The organism is Bradyrhizobium sp. Kon58, assembly GCF_055807455.1.
Window position 1 is genome coordinate 84274 of record NZ_JBVVOT010000025.1, and the last position, 15657, is coordinate 99930.

The window sequence follows — 15657 nt, forward strand, 5'->3', positions numbered from 1 at the left end:
GCTGTCTCCACGGGCAAACAGGGCTGCGCAAGCGGTGGTCAAGATCTACAAAATCTGTCCGGCCTCGGCCTGGCGCGAGGCGGAACGGCAGGGCGTCTACCGCGGCAGCGCGGACGATTCGCGCGACGGATTCATCCATTTCTCGACCGCATCCCAGGTTCCCGAGACCCTGCAGAAGCATTATGTCGGGCAGCGCGCGCTGTTCCTAGTCGAGGTCGACGGCGATGCGCTCGGCAGCGCATTGCGCTGGGAGCGTTCGCGCAATGAGGAGCTGTTTCCGCATCTCTATGGCGAGCTCGATCTCGGCGCGGTGATTGCCGTGATCAACCTCAACACGCGCTCCGACGGCGGCCACGACGTTCCGGAGCTTGCCCCGTGATCCGCGCTTTCGACGCTCTCTCGCTGCCGGTGTTGCGTTGGCTCGATCCGGAGGATGCGCATCGCCTCGCGATCCAGGGCCTGCGCTTCCTGCCGCCGGGCAAGCCGCACGCTGACGATCCCAAGCTTGCGGTACGTGCCTTCGGGCTCAACTTCCCGAATCCGATCGGCATGGCAGCGGGTTTCGACAAGAGTGCCGAAGTGCCGGATGCGCTGTTGCGGCTCGGCTTCGGCTTCGTCGAGATCGGCTCGGTGACGCCGAAGCCGCAAAGCGGCAATCCGCGGCCGCGGCTGTTTCGTCTGGAGCGCGACGAGGCCGTGATCAACCGCATGGGTTTCAACAATGACGGCGCGGAGACAGCCCTGCGCCGGCTCGCGGCGCGCGCGCAGCACGGCGGCATCGTCGGCGTCAATGTCGGCGCCAACAAGGATTCGCCCGATCGGGTCAATGATTACGTCAGGCTGATCGAGACCTTTGCGCCGGTCGCGAGCTATTTCACCGTCAACGTCTCCTCGCCGAACACGCCGGGCCTGCGCAATCTGCAGGAAGGCGCGCTGCTCGACGATCTGCTCGCCAGGGTGATCGACGCGCGCCAGCGGGTGCGCGAGAGCGCCGGCGACACGCCGGTGCTGCTCAAGATCGCGCCCGACTTGAGCCTCGCCCAGCTCGACGACGTCGTGCAGGTCGCGCGCTCGCGCCGGGTCGACGGCATGATCGTGTCGAACACCACGATCGCGCGGCCGAGCACGCTGCGCGAGGAGATGCGCGCCAGGGAACAGGGCGGCCTGTCCGGCCGGCCGCTGTTCCGGCTGTCGACGCGGATGGTCGCCGAGACCTATGTGCGCGTCGAGGGCGCATTCCCCCTGATCGGCGTCGGCGGCGTTGATTCGGGCGGCGCCGCGCTGACGAAGATCCGCGCCGGCGCGAGCCTGATCCAGCTCTATTCGTCGCTGGTCTACAAGGGCCTAGGACTCGTCGACGAGATTAAGCGCGACCTCACCTCGACCCTATTGCGCACCGGGCGGGATTCTCTCTCCGAGATCGTCGGCTCCGACGCCGCCACGTTGACGGCGGAAGCCTGGCCGGGGATGTAGGGTTTTCTTCACCTCGCCCCGCTTGCGGGGAGAGGTCGGATTGCATCGAAGATGCAATCCGGGTGAGGGGGACTCTCCGCGAGTCCCACTCTCACCGTTCCTGCCGAGACTCCCCCTCATCCCGACCTTCTCCCCGCAAGCGGGGAGAAGGAGAAGAAAGAAACGTCTTCCTGTACAGCGCCGGATAGCGCGCGGCCTGCAAGCCGCCGCGCGAGACGTAGGAGGCGATCAGCGCGCTCCACAGCCCGGCATTGCCGAACGATTGCAGCGCCCACCATGTGGCGAGAAAGATCGCGAGCGAGGCCAGCATCAGATTGCGCATCTCGCGCGCCCAGGTCGCGCCGATATAGATGCCGTCGAAGCCGAAGGCGAACACGCCGGGAATGGGCGCAAGCACGACGAACGGCAGGAATTCCCGCGCGCCGCGACGAACGGCTTCGCTCGTCGTCATGACATCGATCAAGTTCGGTCCGAACAGCGCAAACAGCGCGGACACGACCAGCGCGAAGCCGAGCCCCCATAGCAGCACCAGCCGGGTCGAATCCGCAAATCCCCTGGCGTCGCGTGCGCCGAGCGTTCGGCCGCAAAGCTGCTGGGCTGCGTTCGCAAGACCATCGAGGAAGAAGGCGCTGACCAGCAGAAAATTGTTGAGCACGGAATTGGCGGCCAGCGTGACGTCGCCGGCCCGCGCGCCCTTGGCGGTGAAAAATAGAAACACCGCGATCAGCGCCGCGGTGCGGATCAGGATGTCGGAGTTCACCGCCAGCAGCCGCATCAGCTTGGCCCGGTCGAACAGCTCTGCGTATGGCACCGCGAACCCGCCATCCGCATAGCGGCGGCAGACCATCATGCCGAGCCCGAATCCGGCCGCTTCAGACAGCAGCGCGGCGATCGCAGCACCCGCGATGCCGGTGTCGTAGACCAACACCAGCAGGATCGTCGCCGCCGCGTTGACGAGATTGATGATAACCTGGAGCGCGAGCGCCGGATTGGCGCGGGCCTGGCCGACCAGCCAGCCGAGGATGACGTAATTGGCGAGCGCGAGCGGCGCCGACCAGATCCGGATCACGAAGTAGGTTTTCGCCGCGCGCGTGACGCCTTCGCTGCCGCCCATCAGGTCGAACAGCATTGCGGCGAGCGGCAGTTGCAGCACGATCAGGGCTACGCCGATCAGGCCCGCGACGATGAAGCCGCGCACCAGGATCGCGGTCAGCTCGCGCGTCTCGCCGGCGCCGAGTGCCTGCGCCGTGAAGGCGAGCGTGCTCATGCGTAGGAAGCCGAATAGCCAGAACAGGCAATCGAAGATGACGGACGCGATGGCGACGCCGCCGAGCAGCGCGGCATCGTCCAGCCGTCCGATCGCGGTGGTCGAGACCACGCCGATCAGCGGCGTGGTGAGGTTCGCGACCATCGCGGGGCCTGCGATGGCGAACACCTGGCGGGAGCCGATCTTCAAGTGAACGGGTGCGTGCATGTCAGAACACGAGCACCATGCCGTCTTCGGCGGCGAGGTGGGCGATGTCGTCGAGGCGCGACAGCACGTCTTCGCTCATATGGGTGAGCACGAGGCGTTTTGCGCCGATTTCGGGAAGATGCTGTTCCAAGGTCTTCAGGCTGAGGTGATTCTTGACCACCTTCTCGTACATATAGGCCTCGGCGATGAAAAGGTCGGCGCCATGCGCCAGCGGAATGAGCATCTCCGTCCATTCGGTATCGGCGCTGTAGGCCAGCGTGCGGCCTTCCGCTTCGATGCGATAGGCAAGGAACGGTCCGCCGGATTCGCCGTGAACGACGGGATAGGGCGTCACCGTCACCGCGCCGAAGCTTTGGCTCTGCTCGGGCGCGAGCTCGACGACCGACAGCTCGAAGCGCTGTTTCGTCTTCGAGGAATGCTCGAACAGAGCCTCCGTCACCGCACGCAGCCGCGTCTCGATGCCTTTGGGGCCGGCGATCGTGAGCGGCCGCGTCCGCCGCGAGAATTGTGCGTCGAGCAGAACAAATGGCAGCCCGGCAAAATGGTCGCCGTGGAAATGCGTGATCAGGATGAGATCGATCTCATCGCGGTCGATCTCGAGTCGCTTCAGCGCCGGCAAAGCCGACGCGCCGCAATCGATCAGGAAGTTGGCCTCGCGCCCCGAGATGTGGAAGCAGGTGTTGAGCCTGCCGCCCGATCCGAAGGCGTCGCCGCAGCCGACAAAACGCAATTGCATCGGCTGCGGACCTCCAAAACCTTACCGGCCGCGCGGCGTGCCGAAAACACGCATTAGCAGCCAGATCGGGATCACGATGACTGCGCCGAGCAGGAAGTAGCGCCACAGCCAGTTCACGGTATCGAAGCCGAGATCCCACAAGCGCTGGAACAGGAGGCGAATGCTGTAGATGATATTCCAGGGATCGAAACCGATCGCCGCCAGCACGACGCCCACGAGGATCGAGAGCAGGACCAGGCGAAACGCGACTGCCAGCGGCGAGCCGCCGAGAAAGCGGTTCAGGCCATCCGTGCGGCCGGCCGGCAAATCTCTGACGTCTTGGACCATCTCAAACTCCTCAGCGGATTCGGCCCCAGTATAGGGCACGGCGGGGGACATGGGGAACCCGCAACGGCGCGTCAATCGGCTTACGGGATTTTAATGCAGGCAGGGCGTGCCGCCTTCGTTGTGGGATGATCGGGCCGCAGGCTCGCTGCGACCTCTCCCGCTTGCGGGAGAGGTCGCGCCGAAGGCGCGGGTGAGGGCTCTCTCCTCTTGGGGATTCCCAATGTGGAGGCACCCTCTCCCCGACCCTCTCCCGCAAGCGGGCGAGGGAGCGCACCTGCCGGGTGGCTGCACCTGGGCTCTAACTCCGTCTCCCTCACGCCTCGACCTCGGCCGCCTCCGCTTTCAGCATCTTTTCCAGCGTTTCCAGCCGGTCGGCCTCCCGCGGCGGCTTGTCCCAGCGTAAGCGGCTGATGCGGGGAAAGCGCATCGCGACGCCGGATTTGTGCCGCGGCGAGCGCTGCAGCCCCTCGAAGGCGACCTCCAGCACCAGCCCCTTGTCCGGCTCGTGCACGACGTGGCGGACGGGGCCGAATTTCTCGGTGGTATTGCGACGCACGAAGCGGTCGATCTGGAGCAGCTCCTCGTCGGTGAAGCCGAAATAGGCTTTTCCGACCGGCACCAACTCGTCACTGCCCGCACCTGCGGTCCAGACGCCGAAGGTGTAGTCGGAATAGTAGGACGAGCGTTTGCCGTGGCCGCGCTGCGCATACATCAGCACGGCGTCGATGATGTGCGGATCGCGCTTCCACTTCCACCACTGGCCCTTCGGACGTCCCGGCAGATAGGCTGCATCGCGCCGCTTCAGCATCACGCCCTCGACGGCGTCCGCGTCTTCGCCCGCACCGGCGCTGGCGGGATCGGCGCGTGCGGCGGTCAGCGCCTCCCAGCTTGCGAAGGGCACGGTGGGCGAGAGATCGATGCGGGGATCGTCGAGCTTGCCGATGAAGGTCTCCAGCCGTTCGCGGCGCTCCGCGAACGGCAATTCGCGCAAATCGTTCTTGTCGTCGCCGAGCAGATCGTAGGCGCGCAGATGAATCGGAAACTCCTTGATCAGCTTCGGAGACACGACCTTGCGGTTCAGTCGCTGCTGCAGAACATTGAAACTCTGCACGCGCCCTTCGCGCAGAATCAGAAGCTCGCCGTCGATGGCGCCTGGTAGCCGCAATGACGGGACCATGTCCGGAAAGCTGCCGGTGATGTCCTCTCCGGTGCGCGAATAGAGCCGCGCGGTGATGTGGCCATGCTCGTCGCGGCCGGCCACCGCCTGCACGCGGATGCCGTCCCATTTCCATTCGGCGATGTAGTCGGCGGGATCGAGCGCGGCGAAATCGGTGTCTTCGATCGCATGCGCCAGCATCACCGGGCGAAACGGCGCGGGATCGTGATTGACCGGCTTGTCGCCGCGGCCTTCCAGCCAGGCGAACAGGTCCAGATAAGGCGGCGCGAGACCCGGCCAGATCAGCTCGACCTCATGCGGGTCCTTGTCGCCGAGTGCCGCGGCCGCGGTCTTTGCCAGCCGCGCGGAGATGCCGATGCGCAACGCGCCGGTGACGAGCTTCAACAGCGCCCAGCGGCCGGTCTCATCCAGCTCGTCGAGCCAGCGCTCGAGCTGCTTCGGCAGCTCGGTCTTGCCGAGTGTGCGCAGCGTGGTGACGACCTCGGTCAGCGTCGGCGGCGGTGGATTGTTGTGGACACCCACGGCCTTCGGCCACATCAGCGCGATCGTCTCGGAGAGATCGCCCACATAGTCCCAGGATAGACCGAACAAGACCGGGTCAGTTCGTTGGGCGATAAGATCGCGCAGCAGAGAAGGTTTGGCGTGCTTGAAGCTCAGCGCGCCGGTCAGCGCGGCCAGCGCGTAGCCGCGATCGGGATCGGCGACCTCGCGAAAATAGCTGGTGATCAGCCGCAGCTTGTTGTTGCGGCCGGGCTCGTAGGCGAGGCGGTCGAGAAGTTCGGCGAAGCGGTTCATGCTTCGGCCTCGTCAGCGAGCGGCGTCTCGGTCTCCTCCTCGTCGCCGTAGCCGACCAGATCGAGCGGCCGTGCCCGCAAACCCTTGCTTTGGCACCAATGCACCAGCGCGTCTTCCTGGCCGTGGGTGACCCAGATCTCGCCGGCGCCGGTCGCGGCGATCGTGGCGGTGAGGCCGTCCCAATCGGCATGATCCGAGATCACCAGCGGCAGCTCGATGCCGCGTTGCCGCGCGCGGGCGCGCACCCGCATCCAGCCGGAGGCGAAGGCCGTGACGGGATCGGGAAACCGCCGGGTCCAGAGATCGGATGTCGCAGAGGGCGGCGCCAGCGTGATGGTGCCGGCGAGCGCCGCCTTCTTGACGCCCTTCACCGGCCGCAACTCGCCGAGCTCGATCCCGCGGCTCTGATAGTAATGCGTGATCTTCTCCATCGCGCCATGCAGATAGATCGGCGCGTCGTAGCCGGCCTGGCGCAGCAGCGCGATCACGCGTTGCGCCTTGCCGAGCGAATAGGCGCCGACCAGATGCGCGCGCTCCGGAAACAGCGCCACCGAAGCCAGCAGCTTCTTGACCTCGTCGGCCGCATCGCCATGGCGAAACACCGGCAGACCGAACGTCGCCTCGGTGATGAAGACGTCGCAGGGCACCAGCTCGAACGGCGTGCAGGTCGGGTCTGGCGCATCCTTGTAGTCGCCGGAGGCGACGATGCAGGTGTCCTTGCAGCTGACCGCGACCTGCGCCGAGCCGAGCACATGACCGGCCGGATGAAACTTCACGCTGACATCGCCGAGCCGGATCTCCTCGCCATAGCGGATCGCCTGTGTGGAGCCGGCAAAATTCTCGCCATAGCGCAGCCGCATCATGTCCAGCGTTTCCTGCGTCGCCAGCACCGCGGCGTGGCCGGCGCGGGCATGGTCGGAATGGCCGTGGGTGATCACGGCCCGCTCGACCGGGCGGACGGGGTCGATATGGAAGCCGCCCGGCTTGCAGCATAGGCCGGCGGCAACTGGCAGCAGGATGTCTTGCGGACGCATGCCTGTTATATAGGTTGCGACCCCGCATCTTCGAGTCACCCGCCCACTTCGCTTCCTGGTTCCCCAATGCCCCTGCGCCTGTTCCTGACCTCCGGCGATCTCATGGCCGACCGCCGCTTCGAGTTCGCGCGCGACCTCCAGCTCAAGGGCGATCTGGCGGCCGCCGCCGACCTGCTGGAGCAGACCATCGAGCTTGCGCCGAATTTCACCTCGGCCTGGTTCACGCTCGGCGAAATCCGCGCGCAACTCGGCGAGCGCGACAAGGCGATTGCGGCCTTTCGCAAATCGCGCGAGTCCGACCCGAGCGATCAGCATGGCGCTCATTTGCATCTGATACGCCTTGGCGACGCGCAATTGTCCGAGATGCCCAAGGCCTATGTGCAGGCCTTGTTCGATCAATACGCGCCGCGATTCGAGCACGTGCTGATCAACGATCTCGGCTATCGCGCGCCGTCGTTGATCTTCAAGGCGGTGGTGGCCGCCCGCGTCGCCGCGAAGAAGCCCGCCCTGTTCAAGCGCGCCATCGATCTCGGCTGCGGTACGGGGCTCGCGGCCGCCGCCTTCGCAAAACAGGTCGACCAGTTCATCGGCATCGATCTGTCGCCCGGCATGGTGAAGGAGGCGCGCGCCACCGGCCTCTATGCCGGGCTCGAAGTCGCCGACATGATCGAAGGCCTGCGCAGCAGGAGCGAGGCGAGTGCAAACCTCGTCGTCGCTGCCGATGCGTTCGTCTATCTCCCCGATCTCGCCCCGGTGCTCGGTGAAGCCAGGCGCGTGCTCGCGCCCGGCGGGGTGCTTGCGTTCACGCTGGAGACCCATGACGGCAGCGGCATCGTTCTCGGCGAAGGCCTGCGCTATGCCCATTCGGCGGAATATGTGCGCGATGCGATGGGGCAGGCCGGCTTCAAGCTCCTCACATTGGAGCAGGCCTCGCCACGCACCGAGAACAACGAGCCGGTGCGCGGCCTCGTCGTGGTCGCCGAGAAAACTTGAGTCTAGGCGCTATATACGGCGCTTTGAGCGTCATTGCGTCGCAAAGCCGTGACTTCCCACTTGCGAGCCGTGCGGCGATGCCAGCACAATGCGCGCACCAGGGAGAAACGAATAATGACGAAGAATCCATCGCGGCGCGATTTCAGCGCCGCCGCGCTCGCCACCATCGCGGCATCCACCTTGCCGGCGCCCTACGTCTGGGCCGCGGAGAAGAAATACGATGCGGGGGCCAGCGACACCGAGATCAAGATCGGGCAGACCGTGCCGCATTCCGGCCCCGGCTCGCTCTACGGCGTGCTCGGGCGCATCGGCGAAGCCTATTTCCAGATGCTGAACGAGAAGGGCGGCATCAACGGACGCAAGGTCAAATTCCTCACCATGGATGATGCCTACAGCGCGCCGAAATGCGTCGAGGCGACGCGGCGCCTGGTCGAGCAGGAGGAGGTGCTCGCGCTCTACGGCTCGCTCGGCACCGCGCCGCAGACCGCCGTGCACAAATACCTGAATTCGAAGGGTGTGCCGCAGCTTCTGCTCAACACCGGCGCGTCGAAGTGGAATAATCCGAAAGAGTTCAAATGGACCATGGCGGGCCTGCCGCTCTATCCGACCGAGGCGCGGATTCTGGCGCGGCACGTCGTCAGCGTGAAACCGAACGCGAAGGTCGGCATCCTCTACCAGAACGACGATTTCGGCCGCGACTTCCTCGGCCCCTTCAAGAAGGTTCTGGAAGATGCCGGCGGCACCGCCAAGGTGATCATGGAGCAGACCTACGATCTGACCGATCCGACCGTCGATTCCCAGCTCATCAACCTCTCGAAATCGGGTGCGGACGTCTTCTACAACATCTCCACCGGCAAGGCGTCGTCGCAGTCGATCCGGAAAGTGGCCGAGCTCGGCTGGAAGCCGCTGCAGCTGCTGTCGGCCGGCTCGACCGGCCGCTCGATCCTCAATGCCGCGGGCCTCGAGAACGCCGCCGGCATCGTCGCCATCCGCTACAACAAGGAAGTCGGCCTGCCCAAATGGGAGAAGGACCCCGACGTGATGGCGTTCGAGGAGCTGCGCAAGAAGTACACGCCGGCGATCGATCAGGACAACACCATCGCCTTCGCCGGCTACGGCCAGGCCGTCACCATGGGCGAGATCCTGCGCCGCTGCGGCGACGAGCTCACCCGCGCCAACGTGCTGAAGCAGGCCTCCAACCTCAAAGGCTTCCACTCGCCTTATTTCCTCGACGGCGTCACCTACGACTACACGCCTGACGATTACACGCCGATGAAGACGCTCTTCATCTCCACCTTCACCGGCAAGGACTGGGACATCTCCGACAAGCCGATGTCGGAATAGGGGGCGCACCGCTGTCTCTTCCCCTCTCCCCGCGTGCGGGGAGAGGGGAAGTAAGCCCCCTCGACGAACCCACACCCACGGCTTACCTATAATGCCGTGCCGCCCCGCATCCGCAAAATCCCGGCCGAGCCTGCCGCGCTGTTGCCCGACCGCTTCAAGGCGTGGTTCGCGGCTCGCGGCTGGTCGCCGCGCGCGCATCAATTGGCGCTGCTGGAGAAGGCGCGCGAGGACCGGTCCGCACTGCTGATCGCGCCCACCGGCGCCGGCAAGACGCTGGCGGGATTTCTGCCGACGCTGGTGGAGCTGAGCTCTGCGCCCAAAATTTCGGCGAAATCGGTGATCTCCACCGGCCGCAGTCTGCAACGCAGCGGCGGCCTGCACACGCTCTACATCTCGCCGCTCAAGGCGCTCGCCGTCGATATCGCGCGCAACCTCGAGCGCCCCGTCGCCGAGATGGGGCTGCCGATCAAGATCGAGACCCGCACCGGCGACACGCCGACGTCGCGGCGGCAGCGGCAGCGGCGCTATCCGCCTGACATTTTGCTGACGACGCCGGAACAACTCGCGCTGCTGCTGTCCTCCGACGACGCGCCATTCCTGTTCTCCTCGCTGAAGCGTATCGTGCTCGACGAGCTGCATGCGCTGGTGACGTCCAAGCGCGGCGATCTGCTGTCGCTCGGCCTGGCGCGGCTGTGGCGATTGGCGCCGCAGATGCGCGCGATCGGCCTGTCGGCGACCGTGGCCGAGCCGGAATCGCTGGCGCGCTTCCTGGTGCCGCAGCCCGGCGGCAAGGAAGCGGCGGCCGACATCGTCGTGGCCGGCGGCGCCGCGCCGCCGCTGGTCGAGATGATGGACACGCGCGAGCGCCTGCCCTGGGCCGGCCACAGCGCGCGCCATGCGCTTCCCGAGATCTACGAGCTGATCAAGGCCAACAAGACCACGCTTGTTTTCGTCAACACCCGCAGCCAGGCCGAGATGCTGTTCCAGAACCTCTGGAGCATGAACGACGACAACCTTGCCATCGCGCTGCATCACGGCTCGCTCGACGTCGCCCAGCGCCGCAAGGTCGAGGACGCGATGTCGGCGGGCAGACTGCGTGGCGTGGTCTGTACCTCCTCGCTCGATCTCGGCGTCGACTGGGGCGACGTCGACCTCGTCGTCAATATCGGCGCGCCCAAGGGCTCCTCGCGCCTGATGCAGCGCATCGGCCGCGCCAACCACCGGCTCGACGAAGCCTCGCGCGCGGTGCTGGTGCCGGCGAACCGCTTCGAAGTGCTGGAGTGCCGTGTCGCGATCGACGCCATCGCCGAGAATGCGCAGGACACGCCGCCGCTGCGGATCGGTGCACTCGACGTGCTGGCCCAGCACGTGCTCGGTTGCGCCTGCGGCGAGCCGTTTTTCTCCGACGAGCTCTACGATGAGGTGCGCACCGCCGCGCCCTACGCCGATCTCACGCGGCAGGATTTCGACGACGTGGTCGATTTCGTCGCCTCTGGCGGCTACGCGCTGAAGACCTATGAGCGCTTCGCACGCATCAAGCAGGACAAGGAGGGGCGCTGGCGCGTCGCCAATCCCAGGGTGCGGCAGAGCTACCGCATGAATGTCGGCACCATCGTCGAGGACGACATGCTGAAGGTGCGGCTGGTGCGATCGCGCGGCGGTGGGGCGGGGTCGACAGGCGTGATCGCGCGCGGCGGCAGGCTGCTCGGCGAGATCGAGGAAGCCTTCATCGAGGGCCTCTCGCCCGGCGACACCTTCGTATTCTCGGGCGAGGTGGTGCGCTACGAGACCCTGGTCGAGGACCAGGTCTACGTCTCGCGCGCCAACGACAAGGATCCGAAAGTGCCGTCCTATATGGGCGGCAAGTTTCCGCTGTCGACCTATCTTGCCGAACGGGTCCGTCGCCTGCTCGATGACGGCCGCGCGTGGGTCGCCTTGCCGGAGCAGGTGCGCGACTGGCTGTCGCTGCAGAAGGACGTCTCGCGCGTACCGGCGGTGCGCGAGCTGCTGGTCGAGAGTTTTCCCCGTGCCAACAAGCATTACATCGTCTGCTACCCCTTCGAAGGCCGTCTCGCGCACCAGACGCTCGGCATGCTGTTGACGCGGAGGCTGGAGCGTGCCCGTGCCCGGCCGCTCGGCTTCGTCGCCAACGAATATGCGATCGCGGTCTGGGCGCTCGGCGACATGTCGTCCATGATCCGGGACGGCAGGATCGACCTCGACGCGCTGTTCGATCCTGATATGCTCGGCGACGATCTCGAAGCCTGGCTTGCCGAATCCGCGCTGATGAAGCGCACGTTCCGCAATTGCGCGATCATCTCCGGCCTGATCGCGCGCCGTCACACCGGCGAGGAGAAGAGCCGCCGCCAGGTGCTGTTCTCGACCGATCTCGTCTACGATGTCTTGCGCAAGCACCAGGCCGATCACGTGCTGCTGCGCGCCGCCCGCGCTGATGCCGCCACCGGCCTGCTCGATCTGCGCCGCCTCAGCGACATGCTCACCCGCATCCAGGGCCGCATCACGCATCGGGAACTCGACCGTGTCTCCCCGCTCGCCGTCCCCGTGATGCTGGAAATCGGCCGCGAGTCAGTTTATGGCGAAGCGGGAGACGAGCTCCTGGCGGAGGCCGCCGACGAGCTCGTCAAAGAGGCGATGGGATAGAGAATTTTCCAGTGAGGCGCGCTGATCCATCCACACCGTCATGCCCGGGCTTGACCCGGGCATCCACGTCTTTGTTGCTGCGGCAAGAACGTGGATGGCCGGGACAAGCCCGGCCATGACGGAGCAAGTGGCAATTTCGGTTACAACGACGCGCAGCGTTGACGTCCTAGGTATTCCGTTCCATGCCGATCTTTCCGGCGCGCTGTTCTGGGAAGAGCAGCGCCTGCTTGTCGTCTCCGATCTGCATCTGGAAAAAGGTTCCAGCTTCGCCATGCGCGGCGTGCTGCTGCCGCCTTACGACACCATCGCGACGCTCAGTCGGCTCGCTGCTGTCATCTCCCGCCATGATCCCCGCATCGTCATTGCGCTCGGCGACAGCTTTCATGATCGCACCGCGCATGGACGGCTGTCGGCCGAGGATCGCGACGCGGTCGCCGCCTTGCAGGCCGGCCGCGACTGGATCTGGATCTCGGGCAATCACGATCCGGCGCTGCCGCGCGATCTCGGCGGCACCGTCGCCGACGAAGTCGCGATCGGCCCGATCACCTTCCGCCACGAGCCGACCGGCGCGGGCGGCGAGATCGCCGGCCATCTCCATCCCAAGGCCCGCGTCTCCGCGCGCGGCCGCTCGATGGAGCGCCGCTGCTTCGCCTGCGACGGGATGCGCGCCGTGATGCCCGCCTTCGGCGCCTATGCCGGCGGCCTCAGCATCCGCGACGCGGCGTTTGCAAAGATCTTTCCGAAGAACGGGTTTGTCGCGCATTTGCTCGGCGACCGCCGCGTCCACGCGATTGCCGCGTCGCGGTGCAGCTAAGCCGCCTTCGCCTGCACGTCGTCGCAGAACTCCGCCAGCCGATCCGCCAGCCGCAGCGTCGCGGGACTTGCGCCCGGCGCGGCCATCAACGCGACTTCCGTCCGGTTGATTGGCGCGAAGCCGTCCTTTGCGGTCAGCACGCGGTGGTCGGACTGGATCGCCATCTCCGACAGGATGCTCAAGCCCATGCCGGCGGCGACCGCGGCCTGGATGCCGGCGAGGCTCGATGACGTATAGGACATGTGCCAGATGCGGCCCGCGCTTTCCAGCGCGTGGATGGCGCCGGCGCGGTAGAGGCAGCCGAGCGGAAAGCCGATCAGCGGCACCGAGGCGACATCGGCGTGGATCGGATGGCTCTTGCTGGTGACCCAGTGCACCTGCTCCGGCCACACCGCAATGGCGCCCTTCGCGCCGGCCTCGCGCTTGAACAGCGCCAGATCGAGCTCGCCGCGTTCGAGATCGCGGGCCAGATTCTTGCTCTGGTCGGCGCGCACATCGAGCCGCAGGCCCGGATGCGAGCGCGAGAACGTCCCCAGCAGCTTTGCCAGTTGATACGCCGCAAAATCCTCGGGAATGCCGAGCCGGATTGCGCCTTCGCCGTCCGGCTGGCGCAGCACGTCGCGCGCCTCTTCCGCAAGCGACAACAGCCGCCGCGCATAGGACAGCAGCCGTTCGCCGGCTTCGGTGGGGCGCAAATCCTTGCCGTCGCGATGCAGCAGGACCTGGCCGACATCCTCCTCCAGCCGCTTGATCTGCTGGCTGACGGTCGATTGCGTCCGATGGACGCGCTCGCCGGCGCGGGTGAAGCCGCCGGCATCGACCACCGACACGAAGCTGCGCAGGAGCTCCAGATCGAGCATGGCCGTCTCCATTCAAAAATCCACTGACTGGAAGTTAATCATTTAATTTCCAAATGACAAGCTGGCTCCCTAGATCGAGGGCTCAGGAGATTGTCATGTCGCTCGCCCCCTCGCTTGCCGTTCCCCGCAGCCGCTTCAACACGCTTCCGCTTGCGATCGGCCTGTTCTGCCTGCTCTGGAGCTACGCCTTCGTCGCCGGCAAGATTGGCGTCACCCATTGCCCGCCCCTGATCCTGCTCGCCGCGCGCTTCTCGCTCGCCGGCATCCTGATCCTTGGTGCCACGCTGGCCCGCGGCGACGACTGGTCGCTGTCGTGGCGCGATGCCGCGATCTTCGCCGTGCTCGGCGTCGCCAACAACGCGCTCTATCTCGGCCTCGGCTACACCGGACTGCAATCGGTCTCCGCCGGTCTCGGCGGCCTGATCGTGTCGGCCAATCCGGTGTTCACGGCGGGCCTCGCCGCGCTGCTGCTCGGCGAAGGCATGACCTGGCGCAAGGCGAGCGGCCTCCTGCTCGGCATCATCGGCGTGACCTTGATCGTCTGGCACCGCCTGTCGGTCGGCACCGACTCGCTGCACGGCATCGTGTTCACGCTGGCCTCGCTCGCCTCCCTCGTCGCCGGCACCATTTTGTTCAAGCTGCTCGCGCCGAAGGGCTCGCTGTGGATCGGCAATGGCGTGCAGAATCTTGCCGCCGGCATCGTGCTGACGCCAGTCGCGCTGACCTTCGCCGATGTTCATGCCATAGACGTCACGCCGGGCCTGATCGGCGCCTTCGCCTTCCTCGTGCTCGGCGGCTCGATCATGGCCTACTGGCTCTGGTTTCATCTCCTGAAAGTGTGTGGCGCGACGGCTGCCAGTGCCTATCATTTCCTGATGCCGCCGCTCGGCATGCTGTTTGCGTATCTCGTCCTCGGCGAGCATGTCGAGGCGCGCGATCTGCTCGGAATAATCCCGGTCGCACTTGGCATCTACCTGGTGACGCGGCCCGCCAAATCCGTCTCGTAACAGGAGTCCATCATGCCCATTTCCATCACCCTGATCGGCGGTCCCACTGCGCTGATCGAGATCGATGGCTTTCGCCTGCTCACTGACCCGACCTTCGATGCGCCGGGCGCCTATCAACTGCCGCATGTGAAGCTGGAGAAGACGATCGGCCCTGCGCTCAAGGCCGATGCGATCGGCCCGATCGATGCCGTGCTGCTCAGCCACGACCAGCATTCGGACAATCTCGACAATTCCGGCCGCGACTTTATCAAACATGTGAAGCGCGTGCTGACGACCGAGGCCGGCGCGCAGCGCCTCGGCGGGCATGTCGAAGGTTTGGCGCCGTGGGGCACGGCGCATCTGAAAGATCGTGACGGCAACACGCTGACGATCACCGCGACCCCGGCGCGTCACGGCCCGGCCGGCATCGAGCCGCTGTCAGGCGATGTCATCGGCTTCGTGGTGTCGTCGAGCCGGACCGATACCACCCCGGTCTACATCAGCGGCGACACCACCTGGTTCGACGGCGTCGCCGAGGTCGCGCGCCGTTTCAAATGCGGCGTGGTGATGCCGTTCGCCGGCGCCGCGCAAACGCGCGGGCCGTTCCATCTGACCATGGACACCAACGACACCATCGAGACCGCACGCGCCTTCCCCGATGCGATGATCGTGCCGGTTCATACGGAGGGTTGGGCGCATTTCCGCCAGAACAGCGAGGATCTGCGCAAGACGTTTGATGTGCTGGGTTTTGGGACAAGGTTGCGATTGCTGGAGCCAGGGGTGCCGACGGTGGTGCAGGCGCCGTAGCCCAACGTCGTCCTGGCGAAAGCCAGGACCCATTACCCCAGGAGCAGTTTGACGCTTAGTGGTAACTCCAAATCCTCGTAACCACGACTGCCTGTGGTTATGGGTCCCCTGAGTTCACAAACGAAGTGCAACACTTCCATCTGGAGGTGTTGCCATGGGGCGGACTTACAAACAGC

The 15657-nt window shown here is 65.8% G+C and carries 14 protein-coding genes; 8 read left to right on the top strand and 6 right to left on the bottom strand.

Going from position 1 to position 15657, the window contains the following annotated elements:
• Positions 1-34: 34 nt before the first annotated feature.
• Entirely contained in the window at positions 35-379 is a 345-nt protein-coding gene (locus tag AC0L20_RS30335; protein ID WP_456766500.1) for a DUF952 domain-containing protein, read from the top strand.
• Entirely contained in the window at positions 376-1473 is a 1098-nt protein-coding gene (locus AC0L20_RS30340) for a quinone-dependent dihydroorotate dehydrogenase (protein ID WP_473294268.1), read from the top strand. Before AC0L20_RS30335 ends, AC0L20_RS30340 begins: the two co-directional genes overlap by 4 nt.
• Positions 1474-1564: 91 nt before the next feature.
• Here the strand turns inward: AC0L20_RS30340 and AC0L20_RS30345 are convergent, their stop codons facing one another.
• From AC0L20_RS30345 to AC0L20_RS30365, 5 genes are all read right to left on the bottom strand, one after another.
• The gene (locus AC0L20_RS30345) at positions 1565-2947 is read right to left on the bottom strand and encodes an MATE family efflux transporter (protein WP_473294269.1); all 1383 of its coding nucleotides are present in this window, start codon (positions 2945-2947) and stop codon (positions 1565-1567) included.
• Position 2948: 1 nt separating this feature from the next.
• Positions 2949-3683: an MBL fold metallo-hydrolase gene (locus AC0L20_RS30350; protein WP_473294270.1), complete on the bottom strand. Its 735-nt coding sequence runs from the start codon at positions 3681-3683 to the stop codon at positions 2949-2951.
• Positions 3684-3704: 21 nt separating this feature from the next.
• Positions 3705-4010, bottom strand: a complete 306-nt coding sequence (locus AC0L20_RS30355; RefSeq protein WP_473294271.1) for a DUF6460 domain-containing protein — start codon at positions 4008-4010, stop codon at positions 3705-3707.
• 313 nt (positions 4011-4323) lie between these two features.
• Entirely contained in the window at positions 4324-5982 is a 1659-nt protein-coding gene (locus AC0L20_RS30360; RefSeq protein ID WP_473294272.1) for a cisplatin damage response ATP-dependent DNA ligase, read from the bottom strand.
• Complete coding sequence (locus AC0L20_RS30365; protein ID WP_473294273.1) at positions 5979-7016, bottom strand: ligase-associated DNA damage response exonuclease; 1038 nt, start codon at positions 7014-7016, stop codon at positions 5979-5981. Before AC0L20_RS30365 ends, AC0L20_RS30360 begins: the two co-directional genes overlap by 4 nt.
• Positions 7017-7082: 66 nt before the next feature.
• Here AC0L20_RS30365 and AC0L20_RS30370 point away from each other — a divergent pair, with 66 nt between their 5' ends.
• The 4 genes from AC0L20_RS30370 to pdeM all read left to right on the top strand — a co-directional run bounded on the left by AC0L20_RS30370 (position 7083) and on the right by pdeM (position 12828).
• Positions 7083-8009, top strand: coding sequence for a class I SAM-dependent DNA methyltransferase (locus AC0L20_RS30370; RefSeq protein ID WP_473294274.1), 927 nt, complete (start codon positions 7083-7085; stop codon positions 8007-8009).
• A 114-nt stretch (positions 8010-8123) separates the two neighbouring features.
• On the top strand, positions 8124-9353 hold the full coding sequence (locus tag AC0L20_RS30375) for an ABC transporter substrate-binding protein (protein WP_473294275.1): 1230 nt from the start codon (positions 8124-8126) through the stop codon (positions 9351-9353).
• Positions 9354-9449: 96 nt separating this feature from the next.
• Positions 9450-12014, top strand: a complete 2565-nt coding sequence (locus AC0L20_RS30380) for a ligase-associated DNA damage response DEXH box helicase (RefSeq protein ID WP_473294276.1) — start codon at positions 9450-9452, stop codon at positions 12012-12014.
• 115 nt (positions 12015-12129) lie between these two features.
• The gene (pdeM, locus tag AC0L20_RS30385) at positions 12130-12828 is read left to right on the top strand and encodes a ligase-associated DNA damage response endonuclease PdeM (protein WP_473294277.1); all 699 of its coding nucleotides are present in this window, start codon (positions 12130-12132) and stop codon (positions 12826-12828) included.
• On the opposite strand, the gene AC0L20_RS30390 is transcribed toward pdeM, so the two are convergent.
• Entirely contained in the window at positions 12825-13688 is an 864-nt protein-coding gene (locus AC0L20_RS30390; RefSeq protein ID WP_473294282.1) for a LysR family transcriptional regulator, read from the bottom strand. The two genes, pdeM and AC0L20_RS30390, sit on opposite strands and share 4 nt — an antisense overlap.
• Positions 13689-13783: 95 nt before the next feature.
• Here AC0L20_RS30390 and AC0L20_RS30395 point away from each other — a divergent pair, with 95 nt between their 5' ends.
• Positions 13784-14695, top strand: coding sequence for a DMT family transporter (locus AC0L20_RS30395; protein WP_473294278.1), 912 nt, complete (start codon positions 13784-13786; stop codon positions 14693-14695).
• A 12-nt stretch (positions 14696-14707) separates the two neighbouring features.
• Positions 14708-15481 carry an MBL fold metallo-hydrolase gene (locus tag AC0L20_RS30400; RefSeq protein WP_473294279.1) on the top strand — a complete coding sequence of 258 codons (774 nt, stop codon included), beginning with the start codon at positions 14708-14710 and terminating at the stop codon, positions 15479-15481.
• The last annotated feature ends 176 nt before the right edge of the window (positions 15482-15657 follow it).

Excerpts from the sequence above, each read along its gene's own strand:
- AC0L20_RS30355 (WP_473294271.1), bottom strand. The coding sequence starts at position 4,010 with ATGGTCCAAGACGTCAGAGATTTGCCGGCCGGCCGCACGGATGGCCTG.
- AC0L20_RS30350 (WP_473294270.1), bottom strand. The coding sequence starts at position 3,683 with ATGCAATTGCGTTTTGTCGGCTGCGGCGACGCCTTCGGATCGGGCGGC.
- pdeM (WP_473294277.1), top strand. The coding sequence starts at position 12,130 with ATGACGGAGCAAGTGGCAATTTCGGTTACAACGACGCGCAGCGTTGAC.
- AC0L20_RS30375 (WP_473294275.1), top strand. The coding sequence starts at position 8,124 with ATGACGAAGAATCCATCGCGGCGCGATTTCAGCGCCGCCGCGCTCGCC.
- AC0L20_RS30395 (WP_473294278.1), top strand. The coding sequence starts at position 13,784 with ATGTCGCTCGCCCCCTCGCTTGCCGTTCCCCGCAGCCGCTTCAACACG.
- AC0L20_RS30345 (WP_473294269.1), bottom strand. The coding sequence starts at position 2,947 with ATGCACGCACCCGTTCACTTGAAGATCGGCTCCCGCCAGGTGTTCGCC.
- AC0L20_RS30370 (WP_473294274.1), top strand. The coding sequence starts at position 7,083 with ATGCCCCTGCGCCTGTTCCTGACCTCCGGCGATCTCATGGCCGACCGC.
- AC0L20_RS30365 (WP_473294273.1), bottom strand. The coding sequence starts at position 7,016 with ATGCGTCCGCAAGACATCCTGCTGCCAGTTGCCGCCGGCCTATGCTGC.
- AC0L20_RS30400 (WP_473294279.1), top strand. The coding sequence starts at position 14,708 with ATGCCCATTTCCATCACCCTGATCGGCGGTCCCACTGCGCTGATCGAG.
- AC0L20_RS30360 (WP_473294272.1), bottom strand. The coding sequence starts at position 5,982 with ATGAACCGCTTCGCCGAACTTCTCGACCGCCTCGCCTACGAGCCCGGC.
- AC0L20_RS30390 (WP_473294282.1), bottom strand. The coding sequence starts at position 13,688 with ATGCTCGATCTGGAGCTCCTGCGCAGCTTCGTGTCGGTGGTCGATGCC.